Annotated in this window: 21 protein-coding genes and 1 pseudogene; 12 read left to right on the top strand and 10 right to left on the bottom strand. The window is 61.3% G+C overall.

Annotated elements, in window-relative coordinates:
- Window positions 1-1,680, top strand: a 1,680-nt coding sequence (locus tag ACFRFQ_RS20770; protein WP_378661567.1) for a thioesterase domain-containing protein, incomplete at its 5' end; no start/stop codon positions are given.
- Here the strand turns inward: ACFRFQ_RS20770 and ACFRFQ_RS20765 are convergent.
- Window positions 1,564-1,890 carry a DMT family transporter gene (locus ACFRFQ_RS20765; protein WP_378661566.1) on the bottom strand — a complete coding sequence of 109 codons (327 nt, stop codon included), beginning with the start codon at window positions 1,888-1,890 and terminating at the stop codon, window positions 1,564-1,566. The two genes, ACFRFQ_RS20770 and ACFRFQ_RS20765, sit on opposite strands and share 117 nt — an antisense overlap.
- On the bottom strand, window positions 1,887-2,237 hold the full coding sequence (locus ACFRFQ_RS20760) for a DMT family transporter (RefSeq protein WP_378661564.1): 351 nt from the start codon (window positions 2,235-2,237) through the stop codon (window positions 1,887-1,889). The genes ACFRFQ_RS20765 and ACFRFQ_RS20760 overlap by 4 nt, the downstream gene beginning before the upstream one ends.
- A 94-nt stretch (window positions 2,238-2,331) precedes the next feature.
- On the opposite strand from ACFRFQ_RS20760, the gene ACFRFQ_RS20755 reads away from it, so the two are divergent.
- The 4 genes from ACFRFQ_RS20755 to ACFRFQ_RS20740 are packed head-to-tail and all read left to right on the top strand — an operon-like array spanning window position 2,332 to window position 5,272.
- Window positions 2,332-2,487 (top strand): transglutaminase domain-containing protein, encoded by a 156-nt coding sequence (locus ACFRFQ_RS20755; protein ID WP_378661561.1) that lies wholly within the window; start codon window positions 2,332-2,334, stop codon window positions 2,485-2,487.
- 45 nt (window positions 2,488-2,532) lie between these two features.
- Complete coding sequence (locus tag ACFRFQ_RS20750; protein ID WP_378661558.1) at window positions 2,533-2,859, top strand: hypothetical protein; 327 nt, start codon at window positions 2,533-2,535, stop codon at window positions 2,857-2,859.
- A gap of 29 nt (window positions 2,860-2,888) precedes the next feature.
- Window positions 2,889-3,746 (top strand): type I methionyl aminopeptidase, encoded by an 858-nt coding sequence (gene map, locus ACFRFQ_RS20745; RefSeq protein ID WP_033234952.1) that lies wholly within the window; start codon window positions 2,889-2,891, stop codon window positions 3,744-3,746.
- 2 nt (window positions 3,747-3,748) lie between these two features.
- Window positions 3,749-5,272: a cobyric acid synthase gene (locus ACFRFQ_RS20740; protein WP_378661620.1), complete on the top strand. Its 1,524-nt coding sequence runs from the start codon at window positions 3,749-3,751 to the stop codon at window positions 5,270-5,272.
- Between the two features lie 4 nt (window positions 5,273-5,276).
- On the opposite strand, the gene ACFRFQ_RS20735 is transcribed toward ACFRFQ_RS20740, so the two are convergent.
- From ACFRFQ_RS20735 to ACFRFQ_RS20720, 4 genes are all read right to left on the bottom strand, one after another.
- Window positions 5,277-6,137: a PhzF family phenazine biosynthesis protein gene (locus tag ACFRFQ_RS20735; RefSeq protein WP_378661555.1), complete on the bottom strand. Its 861-nt coding sequence runs from the start codon at window positions 6,135-6,137 to the stop codon at window positions 5,277-5,279.
- 71 nt (window positions 6,138-6,208) lie between these two features.
- A complete protein-coding gene (locus tag ACFRFQ_RS20730) occupies window positions 6,209-6,589 on the bottom strand; it encodes a hypothetical protein (RefSeq protein ID WP_378661552.1) in 381 nt (126 codons plus the stop codon).
- Between the two features lie 123 nt (window positions 6,590-6,712).
- Window positions 6,713-7,132, bottom strand: coding sequence for a hypothetical protein (locus tag ACFRFQ_RS20725; RefSeq protein ID WP_378661549.1), 420 nt, complete (start codon window positions 7,130-7,132; stop codon window positions 6,713-6,715).
- 198 nt (window positions 7,133-7,330) lie between these two features.
- Window positions 7,331-8,134 carry a hypothetical protein gene (locus ACFRFQ_RS20720; protein WP_378661546.1) on the bottom strand — a complete coding sequence of 268 codons (804 nt, stop codon included), beginning with the start codon at window positions 8,132-8,134 and terminating at the stop codon, window positions 7,331-7,333.
- Window positions 8,135-8,244: 110 nt separating this feature from the next.
- Between ACFRFQ_RS20720 and ACFRFQ_RS20715 the strand changes: the two genes are divergently transcribed.
- Both ACFRFQ_RS20715 and ACFRFQ_RS20710 read left to right on the top strand, forming a co-directional pair.
- Window positions 8,245-9,000: a tryptophan-rich sensory protein gene (locus tag ACFRFQ_RS20715; protein WP_378661543.1), complete on the top strand. Its 756-nt coding sequence runs from the start codon at window positions 8,245-8,247 to the stop codon at window positions 8,998-9,000.
- A 117-nt stretch (window positions 9,001-9,117) separates the two neighbouring features.
- Window positions 9,118-10,038: an NAD-dependent epimerase/dehydratase family protein gene (locus ACFRFQ_RS20710; protein WP_378661540.1), complete on the top strand. Its 921-nt coding sequence runs from the start codon at window positions 9,118-9,120 to the stop codon at window positions 10,036-10,038.
- Window positions 10,039-10,194: 156 nt separating this feature from the next.
- Here the strand turns inward: ACFRFQ_RS20710 and ACFRFQ_RS20705 are convergent, their stop codons facing one another.
- The 3 genes from ACFRFQ_RS20705 to ACFRFQ_RS20695 are packed head-to-tail and all read right to left on the bottom strand — an operon-like array spanning window position 10,195 to window position 12,874.
- The gene (locus ACFRFQ_RS20705) at window positions 10,195-10,752 is read right to left on the bottom strand and encodes a hypothetical protein (RefSeq protein ID WP_378661537.1); all 558 of its coding nucleotides are present in this window, start codon (window positions 10,750-10,752) and stop codon (window positions 10,195-10,197) included.
- Entirely contained in the window at window positions 10,749-11,090 is a 342-nt protein-coding gene (locus ACFRFQ_RS20700) for a hypothetical protein (RefSeq protein WP_378661534.1), read from the bottom strand. The genes ACFRFQ_RS20705 and ACFRFQ_RS20700 overlap by 4 nt, the downstream gene beginning before the upstream one ends.
- Window positions 11,087-12,874 carry a TIGR03767 family metallophosphoesterase gene (locus ACFRFQ_RS20695; protein WP_378661531.1) on the bottom strand — a complete coding sequence of 596 codons (1,788 nt, stop codon included), beginning with the start codon at window positions 12,872-12,874 and terminating at the stop codon, window positions 11,087-11,089. Before ACFRFQ_RS20695 ends, ACFRFQ_RS20700 begins: the two co-directional genes overlap by 4 nt.
- Window positions 12,875-13,278: 404 nt before the next feature.
- Here ACFRFQ_RS20695 and ACFRFQ_RS20690 point away from each other — a divergent pair, with 404 nt between their 5' ends.
- From ACFRFQ_RS20690 to ACFRFQ_RS20670, 5 genes and pseudogenes are all read left to right on the top strand, one after another.
- Complete coding sequence (locus ACFRFQ_RS20690) at window positions 13,279-13,626, top strand: hypothetical protein (RefSeq protein WP_378661528.1); 348 nt, start codon at window positions 13,279-13,281, stop codon at window positions 13,624-13,626.
- Window positions 13,627-13,640: 14 nt separating this feature from the next.
- Window positions 13,641-14,411 carry a glucose 1-dehydrogenase gene (locus tag ACFRFQ_RS20685; RefSeq protein WP_378661525.1) on the top strand — a complete coding sequence of 257 codons (771 nt, stop codon included), beginning with the start codon at window positions 13,641-13,643 and terminating at the stop codon, window positions 14,409-14,411.
- 56 nt (window positions 14,412-14,467) lie between these two features.
- Window positions 14,468-15,475, top strand: coding sequence for an NAD(P)-dependent alcohol dehydrogenase (locus ACFRFQ_RS20680; protein ID WP_378661522.1), 1,008 nt, complete (start codon window positions 14,468-14,470; stop codon window positions 15,473-15,475).
- Between the two features lie 1,185 nt (window positions 15,476-16,660).
- Window positions 16,661-17,035: a hypothetical protein gene (locus ACFRFQ_RS20675; RefSeq protein WP_378661520.1), complete on the top strand. Its 375-nt coding sequence runs from the start codon at window positions 16,661-16,663 to the stop codon at window positions 17,033-17,035.
- Between the two features lie 85 nt (window positions 17,036-17,120).
- Window positions 17,121-17,291: pseudogene (locus tag ACFRFQ_RS20670) on the top strand (manganese transporter); the annotation flags it as partial.
- 12 nt (window positions 17,292-17,303) lie between these two features.
- Here ACFRFQ_RS20670 and ACFRFQ_RS20665 read toward each other — a convergent pair.
- Entirely contained in the window at window positions 17,304-17,474 is a 171-nt protein-coding gene (locus ACFRFQ_RS20665) for a zinc transporter permease (protein ID WP_138873741.1), read from the bottom strand.
- Window positions 17,475-17,714: the final 240 nt, after the last annotated feature.

Below are 17,714 nucleotides of genomic sequence, written 5' to 3'. Positions count from 1 at the left end.
GTGGTGGGGGAGTTGTATCTCTCGGGTGGGGGTTTGGCGTGGGGGTATGTGAATCGGGTGGGGTTGACGGCGTCGCGGTTTGTGGCTGATCCGTTCGGGGGTTCTGGGCGGCGGATGTATCGGACGGGGGATGTGGTTCGGTGGCGGCGGCTTGCGGATGAAAGTTTGTCGTTGGAGTTTGTGGGTCGTGGGGATTTGCAGGTGAAGGTGCGTGGGGTTCGGGTGGAGTTGGGGGAGGTGGAGTCGGCGTTGTCGGGGTGTGTGGGGGTGGCTCGGGCTGCGGTTGTGGTGCGGGGGGATCGGTTGGTGGGGTTTGTGGTGGCGGAGTCTGGTGTGGTTCTGGATGTTTCGGTGGTTGTTGCTTCGGTGGCAGAGCGGGTGCCGTCGCAGATGGTGCCGGCTGTGGTGGTGGTGGTTGACGGGTTGCCGGTGACGCCGAATGGGAAGTTGGACCGCGACGCCTTACCCACCCCCAACTTCGATACCCAGCGCGCAGAATATCGGCCCCCTCAGGAGGGCGCGGAATCCGCCGTCGCCGCGGCGTTTGAAGGTGCACTCGGTGTATCGCGAGTGGGTGCCGACGACAATTTCTTTGCGCTCGGGGGTGATTCGTTGACTGCCACCACAGTGGCCGCGAGATTGCACGAATCGATTGAGACCGAAGTGCCGGTTCACTGGATTTTCACCGACTCGACTCCCGCGACTTTGGCGCACAGAATTTCGACGTGCCCAGCGGAGACGAACGACGCGGTGGGGGTTCTGCTTCCCCTGCGGGCCACGGGAAATCGTGATCCACTGTTCTGTGTCCACCCAGCGATCGGGCTGGCGTGGTGTTTCAGCGGCTTGGTGCAGTACGTGGACAGTGACCGCCCGATCTACGGAATCCAATCGCCCGCCCTGACAGATTCATCCGTACATTTCGATTCGCTTGACGATCTTGCGGCCCGCTACGTTCGAGAGATTCGATCGGTACAGCCACACGGGCCTTACCATCTGCTCGGATACTCGGTGGGAGGCCAGATTGCACATGCAATGGCGGCCCAGCTTCGTCGTGACGGTGACGACGTTGCAACGCTCGCGATGATGGACAGTCGTCTGATGTCCGAGCGTCTGATGTCCGAGGCCGATGCCCCGATGCCGTCCGTCTCACGACTCGTCACCGAGTTCGCCGAGGTGGATCTATCCGACGAGCCCACGGAGGAACCCACGTTCGATCAGGTTGCGGAGTTGTTGCGCCGCAAGGGCGGATTCTTTGCGATGCTGACGGCAGACCATCTCGAGACTTTGTATCGGCAGTACAACAATCTTGTCGATGATGCTGTGGCGCACCATCCGTCAAACCTCGATGTGTCGGATCTTCTCTACTTCAGCACCACGCTGGAATCCAGCGAAGCCGATAGAAACGGAAAACCCGAAAACTCGACGGGAGCTGCGGACTGGACGGACTACATCAGGGGCGACATTCACGAGTACATGATCCCCACGACGCATGAGCAGATGACGGGCCCTCCCGGTCTGGCGGTCATCGGTCCGATCCTGAATCGCTACCTGGCCTGGGGTGAACTAGTGACCGGCGCCGAGTTCGATGAGGACAACACCGCCGGCAATCAGCGCAATACCCAGCATCATGAGCTTCGTCAGGGCCTCGCGAAACAGGATTCGAGACGCGAGGGCAGTTAACGCCACCCCACAGGCCGTCCAGATTCCGTACGCCACTCCGAGGGCAAGGCCGGCGTCGAGTGCGAGTGTCAGGAGCGCGAAAGAAGCCAAATAGCCCGCACCCACCACGACAAACCACTTCTTGTTGCTTCCATTTTGCGATGCCATACGCAGCGCTAGGGTGGCGGAGACTTCGGAAAGGATCGCCGAGATCAGAAATATCCAGGTCACGCGGGGTCACCCGATTCGCTGGTGGCTGCTGCTTGCGAGCCGAGTTCGACACACAAAACTCCACCGATGACCAAGGCAATGCCCAGTCCCATCGTCGCGGTCAGGGGATCGCCGAAGAGAATCGTCGCGAGTATTGCCGTCAGGACAACTCCAGTTGCTCCCCAGATCCCGTATGCAACACCAAGTCCCATACCTTCGCGGAGAACGAAGGACAGCGCGGTGAAGGCCGCTAGGTATCCCACGACGACTACGACGTACCAGGCAGGGTGATCGAGAGCGGCGCGCAAAGAGAGTGTGGCGGAGACCTCGGTTACGATTGCGGCAATCAGTAGTAGCCATTTCTTCACGAGCGATGATTCTGTCAGAGCTGGTCGGTGGCATTCGCGAGGGCGGTGCACTACACAGGGGCGGTAGCCGCTGCTCCGACGGTGAGGCTGTGCTGTGTACGGACTCGACGACACGCAACCGGCTTCAACTACTCTCCGGCGCGGACGCGGATCGTGCAGCCAACGACTTGCGGTGCTGGAGGCGCTGGCCCGCAGACGCGGGATTGCGACGCGGGTGGAGGGGTTGATTTTGCGCGGCGAGTTCTGGTAGCCGCGTTTCCCGCGGTTGCGTGCACTGATTCCCGTACAGGTTCTGTTGGCATGGCCGGAGTTCCTTGTCGACGGCCGATGGTCCACGCTGTCTGAGGCTCTGGTCGGGCCGTCTACTACTGCTACTACTGCGCAGATCGCGCCGTTCACCAACTCTGGAACCGAGACGCTCTTCGACGCCGTCGCTCGGGCACCGATCACGTGGACAGGGGCGATGACGTGCGATTGTCTGGACTTGTCCGAGTTCGTCGAGCTGAGTCTGGGAACTTTCGATTCTCGCGACGCGCTTTTCGAGGATTTCGGCCAGACGATGTGTTGGCCGACCAGAACGGTCGTCGATCCGCTGTTCCGGAACTGGAGTGCGTCAGGCTAGCGCCACGATCGGGGGCTAGGCTGTTCGGCATGTCTGTGCGTACACCGTTGGTCCCCGGAACCGTCTCACCCGTCCTTGCCGTGCCCTCGAAGATCGAGCGGCCCGAGTACGCGTGGAAGCCGACAGCCAAGGAAGGCAACGAGCCTTGGGTCCAGACGCCGGAGACCATTGAAGCGATGCGCGTCGCAAGCAAGATCGCCGCTCGGGCGTTGCAGGAAGCGGGCAAGGCTGTTGCTCCCGGTGTCACGACTGACGAGCTGGATCGCATTGCTCACGAGTACATGATCGATCACGGCGCATACCCGTCGACGTTGGGTTACAAGAGCTTTCCCAAGTCCTGCTGCACCTCCCTCAACGAGGTGATCTGCCATGGAATCCCCGATTCCACGGTCATCCAGGACGGTGACATCGTCAATATCGACGTCACCGCCTACATCGGTGGGGTGCACGGCGACACCAACGCCACCTTCCTCGCCGGTGATGTCTCCGAGGAGCATCGGCTTCTCGTCGAGCGCACCCACGAAGCCACGATGCGGGCGATCAAGGCCGTCAAGCCGGGCCGCGCGCTCAACGTGATCGGTCGTGTCATCGAGTCTTATGCCCACCGATTCGGCTACGGCGTCGTGCGTGATTTCACGGGCCACGGCATCGGCGAGACGTTCCACAACGGCCTCGTGATCCTGCACTACGACGAGCCCGGTGTCGAAACGATCATCGAACCCGGAATGGTCTTCACTATCGAACCGATGATCAACCTCGGTGGCATCGATTACGAAATCTGGGAAGACGACTGGACCGTTGTCACCAAGGACCGTAAGTGGACCGCTCAGTTCGAGCACACCTTGGTTGTCACCGACACCGGTGCCGAGATCCTGACTCTGCCTTGACCCTGCGTGGTGCCCTGCTCGTAGCGGGTACGACCTCCGACGCGGGCAAAAGTGTCCTCGTCGCCGGGTTGTGCCGGATGCTGGCACGTCGCGGTGTACGCGTCGCGCCCTTCAAGGCGCAGAACATGTCCAACAACTCCGTCGTCACCCTTGACGGTGGGGAGATCGGCCGCGCTCAGGCACTTCAAGCCCGCGCCTGCGGGTTGGAACCGAGTGTGCGTTTCAACCCGGTCCTGCTCAAGCCGGGAAGTGATCGGACCTCGCAACTGGTCGTTCGCGGCAAGGCGATGACAACAGTCGGTGCGCGGGACTACATGCAGCACCGTGCGTGGTTGCGCGGCGTCGTCGCCGAGGATCTGGCGTCGCTGCGAGACGATTTCGATGTCGTGATTTGTGAGGGTGCCGGTTCGCCGGCCGAAATCAATTTGCGGGCAACGGATCTCGCAAACATGGGGTTGGCGGAAGCCGCTTCTATTCCGGTGATCGTGGTCGGTGACATCGACCGTGGTGGCGTGCTGGCTCATCTGTTCGGAACGGTCGCGGTTCTCTCGCCGAGTGATCAGGCCTTGATCGCCGGCTTTGTGATCAACAAATTCCGTGGTGACGTCGGATTGCTCGAGCCAGGCCTCGAGCAACTCCGCGAACTGACCGGACGCCGGACTTTGGGGGTCATCCCGTTTGCCGACGATCTGTGGCTCGACGCCGAGGACTCGCTGGGAGTCACCGGTAACGCACCGGTGGGTCGCCCCGGACAGCCCGTCGGTTCGGCGTGGTTGACGGTGGCGGCAGTTCGGCTACCGCGCATTTCGAACTCGACGGACGTCGAAGCCCTCGCTTGCGAACCGGGTGTTGCGGTTTCGTGGGTCTCCGACCCGGCACGGATTCGCGACGCGGACCTCGTGGTGATTCCGGGCAGCAAGTCCACGGTGAGTGATCTCGAGTGGTTGCGCAGCACTGGCCTGGCTGACGAGATCATCGCCCGGGCGGGTCGTGGGCAGGCCGTCCTGGGAATCTGCGGTGGCTATCAGATGCTGGGTAAGTCCATCGTCGACGATGTCGAATCAGGATCGGGCACTGTTCCGGGACTCGGATTGCTCGATCTCGACATCGAATTCGCGTCGGACAAGGTTCTGGCTCAGGTCGACGGTCACTGCGACGGTATTCCTGTGTCCGGGTACGAGATTCATCACGGCCGGGTGGCGCGCAACAATGATCTCCCGTTGCTGAGAGCTGCGGACGGTTCGCCGGAGGGAAGTGTTCGAGGTTCCGTTCGCGGCACCCATTGGCATGGACTTCTGGAGAGTGACGCGTATCGACGCACCTTGCTGACGGACATTGCCGGTGCTGGATTTGTGGTGGCGCCCGATACATCCGTGGCTGCTGTCCGTGAACAGCAACTCGACCTCCTGGCAGACCTCGTCGAGAAATTCCTCGATCAGGATGCGCTCGAGGAACTGATCGGTGGGGGAGTCCCGACTGGATTGCCCGTCATCACCTCGCTCGTGGGTGGGGCCGGCACTCCCTGAATTCCTACGCGGTGATGGGGACAGCCGTTCCCGTCACGGCGATGCCTCCGTGCGTCGGAATATCGACGAGTAGAAGGCTCGGACGGCCGACATGTCTGCCCTGGTGGATCGTTATGCGCCGGGGAGTGTTGGCGGGATCAAGTGCCCGGAGGTATCCGCCGGTGGAAGCCGCCGCCGATCCTGTTGCCGGATCTTCGGTGATGGTGCCCGCGGGAAAGAGGTTTCGGGCTTCGAAAGTGTTGGCGTCCACTTGATGTAGGAAGGTCACCGTCCCTGCCCAGCCTTGTGCGTCCATGAGTGCGCGCATTGCCGCGGGTTCGAAGGTGAACTGGTTGAAGGTCGACTTGTCTCCGAGTACCACAATGGGGTGGGTGTTGCCGGCATAAGCCAGTTGCGGCGGAAAGTTGGTATCGATTGCCGAGGAGTCGACGCCCACGAGTCCGAGTAGCGCCGTGAGCACAGCGTGGTCGATGGGTGAGATTGAAGGTTCCACACTGGTGAAGGTTGCGAGAATGCCGGATCTGTCGGTTCGGGTCGTGATCGATACCGGTCCGACTGATGTTTCGAACGTGAAGGTTCCGGCGCCGTCACGTTCGGTGAGCGCCACCGCAGTGGCAATGGTGGCGTGGCCGCAGAACGGAATCTCCGCAATGGGGGAGAAATATCGAATAACGTTGCGCTGCTTGTTGTCCGCTGATCCTGGCTCGGTGACAAAAGCTGTCTCCGCGTATCCGATGTCGGTGGCGATGGCTTGCAACTCCGCGTCGCTGATACCGCGGGCATCGAGCAACACTCCTGCGGGGTTGCCGCCGGTGGGATCGGAACTGAATGCGGTGTAGCGACGGATATCGGGTGTGATGGCCATGGATCCATCGTCCCTGGTGGACGTGACAGTACAAAAGGGCCGGAAGGTCGGAACTGGACTTCGCGGTTCGCTCAGCCCGCATAGCGGCCGCTGTAGGCGCACAGCACACCCCAGGCGGCAGCGAATCCAGCGACCTTGAGCCTCGTTGCGGCGCCCGGAAGCGTCAAGCCGAAGACAGTGGCATCGCCGAAATCGGCTGCTGCTCGAAGCGCGACAGCGCCACGACGCGCCGGCCCGTACGGTGCCGTGGCCAGCAGAAGTCCACTGGCGACATCGCGTGCTCCGACTGCCCGAATCACGGTCGCGACTTCCGGTGCGACGCTGCCGTCAGCCCGGGTGAGTTTGCACGGTTTCGCAAGAATTCGGGGTGAGAGGACGACGGCAGAGCTGTACACGGCGGTCAGGACACCCAGGGCTTGAGGGAGTAGGCGCGCAGTGGGGATTGTCGTCATGATGTGCGGGTACCCCAGAATCTGTTGCCCGACACCCGACGTGCCGGCCGCCTGACAGACAGGTGTGCTGGTTGATGCGCAGCATTTGTAGCCAGAAGTGAACTCCCGCAGCCGTTCCCGACGCTAACGGTGCGTGGCATCGAGTGTCATGTCCAGCGTAACGGTGACAGTCCAGATCTCGGTGGGGCCTGTCACTGCGGACGGACACTGCTCGAGAGCAACACCGTCGACCAGATTCTGCAGAACGAACCAGCTGAAGGACGTGATGCTGGTATCGACCATTGCCGACGTGGTCCCCGTGAGGATCACCGACAGATTTCTCGTATCGACTCCGACGGTGCACGTGAGAGTGCTGCAGGCGACGGTGAGGTGCAGGAGTGTGCTCGCTGCTTCATCGACGGCAAGAACGAGATCCGCCGCGGCATCGGGAGCTAGATCGTGGTGCGCGCACCGCGACTGTACAAGTGCTCGCAGTGTATGGAGCTGATCAGCGGTGGCGGTCACGGACAGTGACGGGGAAGAGAAAGACTCGTCGACAACCATGCGTGCTCCTAGGATGCGGTTGTGAGTGTCAGGTCAGGAAGCAACGGCGGCGGACCGTCCTGATGACTACCAGTGCGCGCATCAAAGGTGCTCGTTCGAGTGGCCTCCAGCCGAAACGATTCGGCAGGTGCAGGCCAGATGCCGTCTGAAATGCATTCGTAGCCGGATCGACCGCGGATGGGTGGGATTGGAAAAATGTCAGGTATCGAATTCGGTAGCGAGATCCCTGGCGTGCTCCAGCTCAGCCGCCGCGATCCGGGCGGCTTCCTCGGCAGTGCGTCGAGCGGACTCGGCAAACCGGCACTCCTGTTCGGCTCTTGACAGTGCCTCGCGGAGTTCGGACACTTTCTGCGTCGCCTGGCTCGCCATCTCCGTCGCCGCTTCCAGTTCCGAAATAGCGTGATGTGCAGCGGTTTCGGCGTCACTGATGCGAGTCTCTGCCTCTGTTCGTGCGGCCGTAGTCGGCTGTACTTTCGGCTCGGTGTCGGAAGGTGGGGGTGCTGCGGGCTCGGCTACCGACGCGAGCGTTGCGGGACCGAAGCCGCTGTACGAGACTGAACCGAGCATCCGGCCGCGTCGTAGATCGGCGCCGATGTCGGGTTCGGCCAGCGCCGCCGATAGTGACTGACCGATCTCGCGCAACACGGTCTCCGGTAGTGGGCGACCGCGGTCTTGTGCCGCGGACGCGACGCGGTCGGTCAGCGCCGAAAGTGCGGCCGCTCGCCGGGTTGCGAGAGACCGCAACTCGTCGCCGTGCAGCGCCTGCTGCGCCGCACGCAGCGCGGCCCCGAGTTCGAGCAGACGATTGACGCTGTCGGGTTCGACGCGAACAAGCAGGTTGAGTGCCCATCCCGTTGTAGTCGGCTTACGCAACGCGCCGAGATTCTTCGCCAGCGTCGTATCGCCCAACTCTTTGGCGCGCGCGACTGCGGCGCGTCGCGCGGCGATGAATTCGGACGGGCCGACCGCGTACAGTTCGTCTGCTGTGCGCTCGAAGTCCACACATCATTGTGGCACCGAGATCGCCATGGCACCGAGTTGCCGTGGCACCGAGATCGCCGACGCGAATCGTGTACGGACTTACGGGGCATACATCAGGTATGGGTCGGGGTATGAAGTTCGTCGTCGTTGTCAGCGCCGTGGTCGCGATCGTCGGATCGTTCATCGGTTCGGGAGCCTGGATTGGCACGCCCATCGCGGAGGCAGCGGGAGGCGCACTGAGTGCTACGTCAACACTGGTCGCGCCTGCCAGGACTGCATTCTCGATCTGGTCAGTCGTCTACGGCGGATTTCTCGCGTACGCGATCTGGCAGTTCCTACCAGGCAGGACCGTGCGTCATGAGCCCTTGCGTCCTGCTATAGCCGTGTCGATGCTCCTCAATGCAGCGTGGATTCTGTCTGTGCAAGTCGGATTGTTGTGGTTGAGCGTCGTGATTATCGCGTGTTTGCTGGCCGTCCTTGCGAGAGTGTTCGTTCTACTTCAGCGACAGCGCCCGGAGAATTGGATCGACGCGGTAATCACGGACGGCACGATGGGGCTGTATCTCGGCTGGGTATGCGTCGCGACCATCGCCAACATCACTGCCTGGCTCGTCGACCTGGGTATCACTAGCGCTGCAACGGCGTGGGCGGTCGTCGTTCTCGCCGTCGCTGCCGCGGTCGGAGTCGGCCTGGCCACCGGTTCGCGCGGCGCGATTGCGCCGTCGATCGGCATTGTGTGGGGACTGGCGTGGGTGGCGCAGGGCCGACTAGGCGGCGAAGTGCCGAACACGGTGGTCGGCGTTTCGGCAGTGGTCGCAGCCATGATGGTCGGTGTCTTTACCGCAGGCGTCAGGCTCGACCTGACGGGCGCGCACCGGGCGAACTGAATTTTTGATCCCGGTCGGTGAGAGAAGTGATTCTCAAATGGTCCGGTTTACCTAGATTGATGAATCGAAGTAATTCTCTACCTAGAAGTAATTCTCTACATAAAGAAGAGGCATTCTGTGAAGATCCTGATCGTTGGCGGAACTGGCATGATCGGTGCCCACACGGCACTTCACCTTCGTGAGATGGGAAACGACGTAACCGTCGCGGCACGCAATCCGCTCGCCGATGACTCACCTGTGCGAGATTTCCCCGTCCTGCTCGGTGACTACACGGAACAAACATTCACGGCAGATCAACTGGCCCCGTTCGACGCCATCGTCTTTGCTGCCGGGCAGGATGTCCGACACATGGGTCGCGGCGTCGACGAGGCCGAGTTCTGGGAGAAGACGCAGTCCGGTGGGGTGCCCCGGTTCGCGGCGCTGGCAAAGGAGGCCGGTGTCGCCCGGTTCGTCCAGGTGGGAAGCTACTACCACCATCTGCGTCCCGAGATGGCAGAGACGATGCCGTACATCGCTGCGCGTAAGGCCGCAGACGAGGGAGCGCGGGCGCTGGCCGACGAGACCTTCAATGTCTCGACGCTGAACCCGCCTTCCATTCTCGGTGTCATCAGCGGAGGCTCTGCCAAGCGTTACCGCAAGATGTTCTCGTGGGCCGGCGGTAACGAGGCGCAGATTCCTGACTTCGCTCCGGCTGGTGGCACGAACTTCATGTCGGTGCGGTCGCTTGCAGAAGCGATCTGGGGCGCGCTGCAACACGCGGAATCCGGCAAGGCATATCTGATCGGCGACCAGAATCTCACGTACCAGCAGTACTTTCAGTTGCTTGTCGCTGCTGCCGGCGGCGATCGGGTCATCGACGAGCGTAACGAGGAGCACCCGATCCTTCCGGACAGTTTCATCGTCCAGGGACGCGGCAACGTCATCGCCTACGAGCCCGCTGTCGAGGACACTGCACTGCTCGGATACACCCAGAACGACTGTGCACGTGCACTGACGGAGATGTACCAGACGGTGAAGGAATCTGTTGCCACACACTGACGCTCCGATGCCCCGGTAATCGAGCATCATGAGGCTCCGGCCCACTGTCCTTCGCTGATCGTGTTCTGGTGTGTCCGGAGATGATCGGGGCAGTGGGCCGGTTGGTCGTCTCGCCTGCTTCTGTTTGTAATGGTCGAGTGGTGACGGTCGAATGGGTCAGGACAGGTGCGCACGTCGGTGAAGGGACGCCCAGTACGTCGCCAGAATCGCTGCACTGGTTCCGAAGACGAGCCACGTGACTCCAGCGGCGACAACTCCCGTGACGAAGAACCCGAGAACCAATCCCACGACCACATTCACGATGATCAACACAGTAGCCCCGGCCAATCCGAGGAAGGTCCGAATCGGAGCGAACGTGACAGTTCGGGTGACTGCCCTCAACGGTCCGGCGGCGACCGCCGACAACACCGGCAGGGAAATCAAGGCAACGAGTAGCGGCAGAATCGGATTCAGTATGCCCGCGACGATTCCACAGAGCACGGCGACAGTCACCGCTAGCAACAACCGCGGAGAGAACCGGGCGTCCGTGTGCGCAGCGAAGTCCATAGTCAGCCAGAGCACGAGGATCAACGCCGACGCCGAAGCCAGTACTCGGACTGAGAACCACCACGACATTGTCGGGATCGGATCGCCGAGAACCAACAGAGCTTGAATCACCGCGCCCACCACGATGATCGGCGCGTAGGTGAGAAGACCACGGGTCAGGCTCTTCACGATGCACCGACCGTTCCGTTGCGATCGAGGACGGTTTGCACGTCTCCCGAGTAGAGGGTGTCGGTGCCGACAACCAACTCGAACGTGCTCTCGTCCTCGGATGTCGATGTAGCCGTAATGGTCTCGCTGGTCATGGTTTCACCGGTGCATCGCAGGTCGAGACCTTCGCCGGAACATACCGGTGCCACGAGGATATCGATGTCTTTCTCGAGGAGCACTTCGTTGGTCGCGTAGCGCAGGTCGGCGATTCCAGCCCCACCCACCGGAGCGAGGGCGTCGATCTGGGAGCATCCGCCGAGTGCCGACATCAGAGCGAGTCCCGCGACGAGCCGCCTCACCGTGGTGACCGTTGCTGGTAGGAGAGCAGGCGGGCATGCTCGTCGAGGTGCTGTTGTTCGAGTGATGCGTCGGTGATGATTTCCATGTCGAATGGTGTGGGCAGGAGGAGTTCGGTGTTGCGGTCCAAGGCAGATCCTCTTCTCATCAAAGGGTTCTCAGCCCAGTCGTTGGCTGCCAGTTCGCGGCTCTGCGACGCAAGATCGAGGTAGCCCCCGGAGGTGCCGGGAGTGATCGGAGACGCGTGGTCGAGAACGGTGGTGAACAGCGACAACGTTCCGTCGCGATTGTCGACGATCTCGACGGTTTGCTGTTGCTGCGGGAAATCGATGCACGACGCGGTGGTGATCTCCCAGAATCCATGGTTGTCGCCTCGGTGCGCCAGGATCTGGTTTTGATGGGTGTGCCCGTTCAACCAGCCGATCACTACCGGATACTTCAACAGTAGATCAACGAATTCCTCAGCCCCGTAAAGCTTCTTGTTCATCCCGGGACGCTGAGCGCGATTCTCCAGGGTCAGGCTGTTGTGGTGCGTGAGGATCAGGACGAGCTTCTTCTGTGCCTGAGCCAGTTCCAATTGTTCTCGGAGCCAGTCGAACTGATCCTCGGGAACTGCGCCGTCGGCACCGGCGACCGCATTGCAGGTGTCGAGTCCGAATGCCCGAACATGTGGCGTCATATCCGTAGACCACCAGGTTTCGCCAGAATCCAGATTGTGCTGGGTGAATCCGTGTCCGATCGGGCCTGGCGCGTCGGTCGTATTGAAGTGTTCGGCCATGAACTCACGCTGCTCGAAGAGGTAGCGCTGCGGATCCGCGGTGACACGTCGGAAGCCTGGCCGATTTCCGGCTTGAACGCCTAGCGCATCAATCATCCGTTGCAGTGGACTCGCCGTCGCGGCATAACCGGCGAGCGCGGACGTCGCGGTCGCTTGTAGCGTGTACGACTTCTCGGATCCGACAGCAAGCGACCGTAGTTGTGAGGACACGTCGAACGTGCCGAGGAGAAGCGTGTCGTGGTTGCCGTACACCGCGTACCAGGGAACCGGCAGACCTACTGATTCGACGGGCTCGGCGATCGAGTCGCTCAACAGTCGGGGCAGCGTCGGAAATCCGTACTCTCCGAACGAGCCTCCCGACGGGTCATCCGGTCGATATGCCCAGTGCGCGTCCGGCCAGGCCTGGACGCCTTCGAATGTTGTCGGTGATCCGCTGTTGGGCGTCACCGGAACACCGTCGAGAACATCGATGTACCAACGTAGTTCGAGGTGTGAATGCATGTCTGCACTGTCGCCGGTAACCGTTGCCGCACCGAGTGGCGCACCGGTGACCGGGCTGATGGTGTTGTCGGCGAACGACTTGACCATCGCAGCGGTCACGTGGACGGTCAGCGGATCCTGCGGGTGGAATGCAGAACCCCACGCCGCATGATCTTGGATGATCATCGGTTCGATGCGCGCCGGTGACTGCGCGTCGATGACGTGCATATCCGACAGGTGGCCGAGGTACAGAATCGACCGCCGGGCTTGCGCCCTGGCCGCGGCCGGCGCTCTGCGCAGAATGTCCAAGCGCGGCAGATGCTCCTCACCGGGGCCTGCTCTCAACGTCCGATACGAATGCGCGTCTCCCGCAGCGCGAAGAATCGTTCCGGTCAGCGTCGAAGGCACAGCTTCGGTCGGGGTCTGTGCAAACGCCACGCGGCTCCCCAGTAGAGCAGGAGCGACTCCCCACAGAGCGGCCAACGCGGCCGTCCGACTCACGAACTGACGACGAGACAATCCGGGCATTGCGCTCCTCGATCTTGGCTAGCGGAAGAATATAACCACGTGTCGACGACAGGCCGGACATGATCCGTATCGACGGGTTGGAATTGTACGGACTCCGGACAAATCCGACAGACCGTCGGAGGGTTCGCCGCGGGATCGGTGTTCGGTGTCCCAGCGCCCTGTGCTCATGGATGTATTTGGCGGCGGTTGCAACCTTTGTGCTGAGCGGACAAATGTCCGGCCTAACTCTGACCTCAGGGCATATGGCGTGGGTCACAATTGCTCTCTAATGTTGTCGCTCGAGCGGTGATCCGATCGCAGCCTGGGGTGTATCAGCCTTCTAACGAGTGCTCGGTACATGTCGCCGGTGAATGCACTTGTTGCCCAAGCAGTCCGAAATCTAGTTGAACAGGAAACCTCACACCATGAGCACAGCGATTCTCGTCGCGCACGTACATCCCGCTGATCTTTCTTCCGAGGCAGAGTTCAATCGCTGGTACGACGAAGTGCATATTCCGCAGGTCGTCGAACGGGTGCCGGGGGTTGTCTCCGCCTCCCGGTTTGTCCTCGCGGATACGCAGTTGCTGCCCGAGGATGCATTGCCCGCCCGCCGCTACCTGAGCATTTATCAACTCGACACGGAGGACCTCGCGGGCACCGCTCAGACGTTGGGGAGTGCCTTGGGTGACGGAACTCTCGACATGTCCGAGGCTATCGCGACCACCGGAGACACTGGGCCTGAATTGCTCTTCTACGTCCCGACCGAGAACTGAAGGAATCTGTCTACATGTCCGATCTACTCGAGAACAAAGTTGCGATAGTCACCGGAGCCGGCGCTGGAATCGGCGCGGCCATCGCCCGAGCCTTCGGGGCGGAAGGTGCTCGCGTCGTAGTCTCCGACGTCAACGGTGACGCAGCACAGGCCGTGGCCGACTCGATCGAGGGCGCCATCGCGGTTACCGCGGACGTCACCGACGAACAGCAGGTGAAGGATCTTGTCGCTCAAGCGGTGGACGAGTTCGGCGGACTGAACGTCGTAGTACCCAACGCCGGCATCGCCACCACGACTCCACTGATCGAGACCTCGTTCGAGGACTGGCGGAAAGTCATGTCGGTCAACCTCGACGGAGTATTTTTGACCATTCGTCATTCGTTGCCCGCGCTCGTTGCGTCAGGTGGCGGCTCGATCGTCAACATCTCTTCGATCTCGTCGACGACCGGTTCGCCGCTGATCGGCAGTTATGCAGCGGCCAAGGCTGCGGTCCGCAACCTCACCGAAACCCTGTCGGCTGAACTTCGCTTCCACGGTGTGAGGGCAAACGCTCTGCTCCCCGGATTCATCGACACCGACCTGGTCAAGAGTCACCAGCTGGATTTCGAGAATGCGCTCGGCCTCGAATCCGGAGGCTTCGACGACCTGATGGTCACGAAGCAGACGCGTTACGGGCGCACCGAGGAAGTGGCCGCCGCAGCAGTGTTCTTCGCGAGTGATCAGTCGTCGTGGTGCAACGGCAGCAGCCTGGTTCTCGACGGAGGGTTTACCGCGTCGCTCCTGTGAACTGCCGTAATTCCTGTTCGTCACCAGACCTCACTATCCATGCGAGGATCCACACCATGACCAACCGTGCCGTGTACGTGCTGCCACCTGGTGGACTGGGCAACCTCGAATCGAGGGTGGTCGACACCCCAGTGCCGGGTGTGGGTGAGGTGACGATCGCGATCCACGCGAATTCTCTCAATCATCACGACTACCTCGTGGCGACCGGCGAAATACCGACCGACGGCCCTCGTATCCTGTTGTCCGATGCGGCTGGTGAGGTTGTCACAGTCGGAGACGGCGTAACGCAGTTCGGTGTCGGGGATCGAATCATGAGTACCTATTTGCCGCATTGGCACGGTGGCGCACCGGATTTCGACGGTTTCGGAAACTCGCCCGGTGACGGCGTCGACGGGTTCGCCCGCGCCGCCGCAACGGTGTCGGCGTCGGCAGTAACAGCGATGCCGCGAAACTACACCTATGCGGAGGCGGCTACGTTGCCTACCGCCGGCCTGTCCGCGTGGCGTGCGCTATTCGGCGCTGTTCCGATCACTCCGGGTTCGTCGGTGCTGATCCCCGGAACCAGCACGGTCGCGTTGTTCGCAGTCCAGTTGGCGAAAGCCGTTGGAGCTCAAGTGATCGCAACATCGTCGTCCCCCGACAAGATGGCCCGATTGCGCGATCTCGGTGTCGATCACGTCATCAACTACCGTGAGCACCCAAGTTGGGGCGAGGAGGTGATGCGGCTCAGCGGTGGGATCGATCTCGTCCTCGACGTCGGCGGGCCGTCGACGCTCGGTCAATCTCTGGCCGCTGCCCGGCCGGGTGGGCGGATTTGCGCGCTGGGCATCATGAACGGCGCCTCGGCGTCGACAGACCTGACTTCGCTACTGACCAAACAGGTCACAATCGAAGGCGTCCTGGTGGGTAGTCGTGCCCATCAGGAGGACATGGTTGCCGGCTTGGAGAACCTCACGTTGCGTCCCGTCATCGATTCGACCTTCAGCCTCGATCGTCTCGCCGACGCATTCGAGCAACAGAAGTCTGGGCAGGCTTACGGGAAAATCGTCATCACCAACCGATGACGCTTGCCGGCAAGGGTCCGTGGTCTTCGTCTCTGCCCTGGCGTGCAATGACGTTGACCCGCGGCGACCTTTGCTTGAATCGCCACGGCCTCAAAGACAGTCGCGGTGAGGCCTCGATGACCTTGTCGGATTGGCGGTTCGTCGACTGTCGTCAACCGGCGCGCACACCTCCACTACGCGGTGAACGAGGTTGGTGAGGAAAAGTGTTGGTAGGTAACGTGTTTTACGAGTATTACTGTTGTCATTGCCGAGATCGACCGAGGTCTGGCTACTCTGGCTTATCGCGGGTCCGTGGCTTACCGCGACTGCTTCGGGTTGGTGTATCGATGCGACTCGATGAAGCCGAGCGAGTTGTGGCGGGAACGGTTCGATCTGCTCTCGATGTTGGAACTCTGTCGGCTTCATCTTGAGAGTTGTTGTTGTGGATGCGGATCGTCCGTTCGTCGAGCACTCCTCGGAGCCACAGGTCGAGGCTGTCTGCGGCACTGTTTTCCCCGCCGAGTGAAGTGGCCAACTTCGAAGTCAGGTGAAGACTCGGCATCTGAGGTCCGGTAAGTGCTCTGTATACGGCCTGGTGCGAGTATCCGATCCGATCGGCCAACCGAGTAGTCGGGAGGTCTCCGTTCGCCTTCACCAGATCCTGCATGTATGTGAAAAAGTCGTGACGAGGACCGGGTGGCACGTCGGGTTGCTTCAAGGATCTCTTCGACATGTCTCTCCTATCCGAGTGCGGCGTCCGGTCGCGCGTCATCGACGTCGAATGGGCTGTGGTTCGCGATCGCACCGCCTAGAGGAACCTGTCCCTGCCACCGGCATCTTGTGCTGGTTGACGGGATGCGGGGGTGTCCCGGTGATGATTCCGCCGACGAGTCGACTAGCGAGAGGTTTTCCATGGCCGGTATTCGGAGCAGAGACCGCTGTGGCTTGGTTAGATTGGAAGGTCGTGACGAAAAGCACTGACTGCTGCGCGGTCGGCAGTGATAACAGTTCGGCGAGGGTCTTGTGCGCGTTCGTTCCAGGCCAAGCGTGGTCTGTCCGACAGAGCCTGAAGTACACGGGTATCAGGCGAGTGACGGGAAGGCGATATCGAACTTTAGATCATCGAACTATCTGTTACGGAAAGTTTTCGTGATATCTACCTTTGGTGGCTGAATCGGAATCCCCTGCGCCCCAAGCTAAAGTGAAATGACTGAGCTTGGGAAGAAGATCGCCGTCAGTGTGGCTTCGCTCGTTGTCATCATCGTGTCGAGCGCAACATGTGGGGAGCCTCCGGGTCGGATAACTGCGACGACACCCACCGCCACAGTTGTCGAGCCGGAGATTCAAGCGGCACTTGACAATCTCCATCCTGGCTGCCGAGAGGTCGATGCCGAGCTGCAATCGGCAACAGCCCATGCGCTGAAACTGCTACAGCGAAATGGAATTGATGATGAAACTCAATTGACGTTGTTGCAACACCTCAGGCAGTCGACGCCTGCGGACTTCGGATCTCTCGACGTGAGTTGTGCTCAGCAACTTGGCACCCTTGTAGCGCTTCGGATGCTGCGGGAAGGCAAATAGCGGTGGCCGCTAATTTCATCCAGGCAGAACAGTCGGGCCGTAGTGGGCGATTCTGGGCGTGTTTCCCCGACCCACCATGCCCCGCGCAATGATTGTCGCCGCTGCAGCCATCACGCTGATTCCCGGTGCGCCGAGTGGCTTGATCACGACCGCCGTGCAAGCGCTTGCGGGACTGCTTCTTCCGAGTGCGAGGGTGTTCCTGCTGTTGCACTGCAACGACAGGCATGTGCTCCGACCGTGGGTCAATCCTCGATGGGGTGGGTCTGACTTAGCTGTCGTCGTGTTCGTCGTAGTGACCCTCGTGCTCGGCATGTCGGTGTCCGTCGTGGAGGTAGTCCACATGATCACCGTGCTGGACGGCCTCATGACCACAGTCGGGGCCGTGCACGTGCGGGTGATCGGCCGAATCATGTTGGCGGTGTTCTTCGGAAGTTGTCATTTCGCGCCTTTCTTCTTCGGTGCCTCGCTATGGATGGCGACGCCGGTGGATTGGGCGGGCCGTACTCGACGTCGATCGAGATTGCCGTTCATCTCAACCGTAGTAGCGATTCCGGTACTGAGCCAGGGCTGGGCGGTGCGCACGTGTAAGTGCGAAGGTAAGGAGGCGATGCGGATCCGCGGTGGCAGATCCTGGCTAGCGCAATTGACACTCTAGGATCGGACCGAGCGGGCTAGGAGT

The sequence above is a fragment of the Rhodococcus sp. NPDC056743 genome, assembly GCF_042790355.1.
Taxonomy (GTDB): domain Bacteria; phylum Actinomycetota; class Actinomycetes; order Mycobacteriales; family Mycobacteriaceae; genus Rhodococcus_F.
The sequence above is the reverse complement of the archived record's forward strand: the minus strand, read 5'-3'. Positions and strand labels throughout refer to the sequence as shown.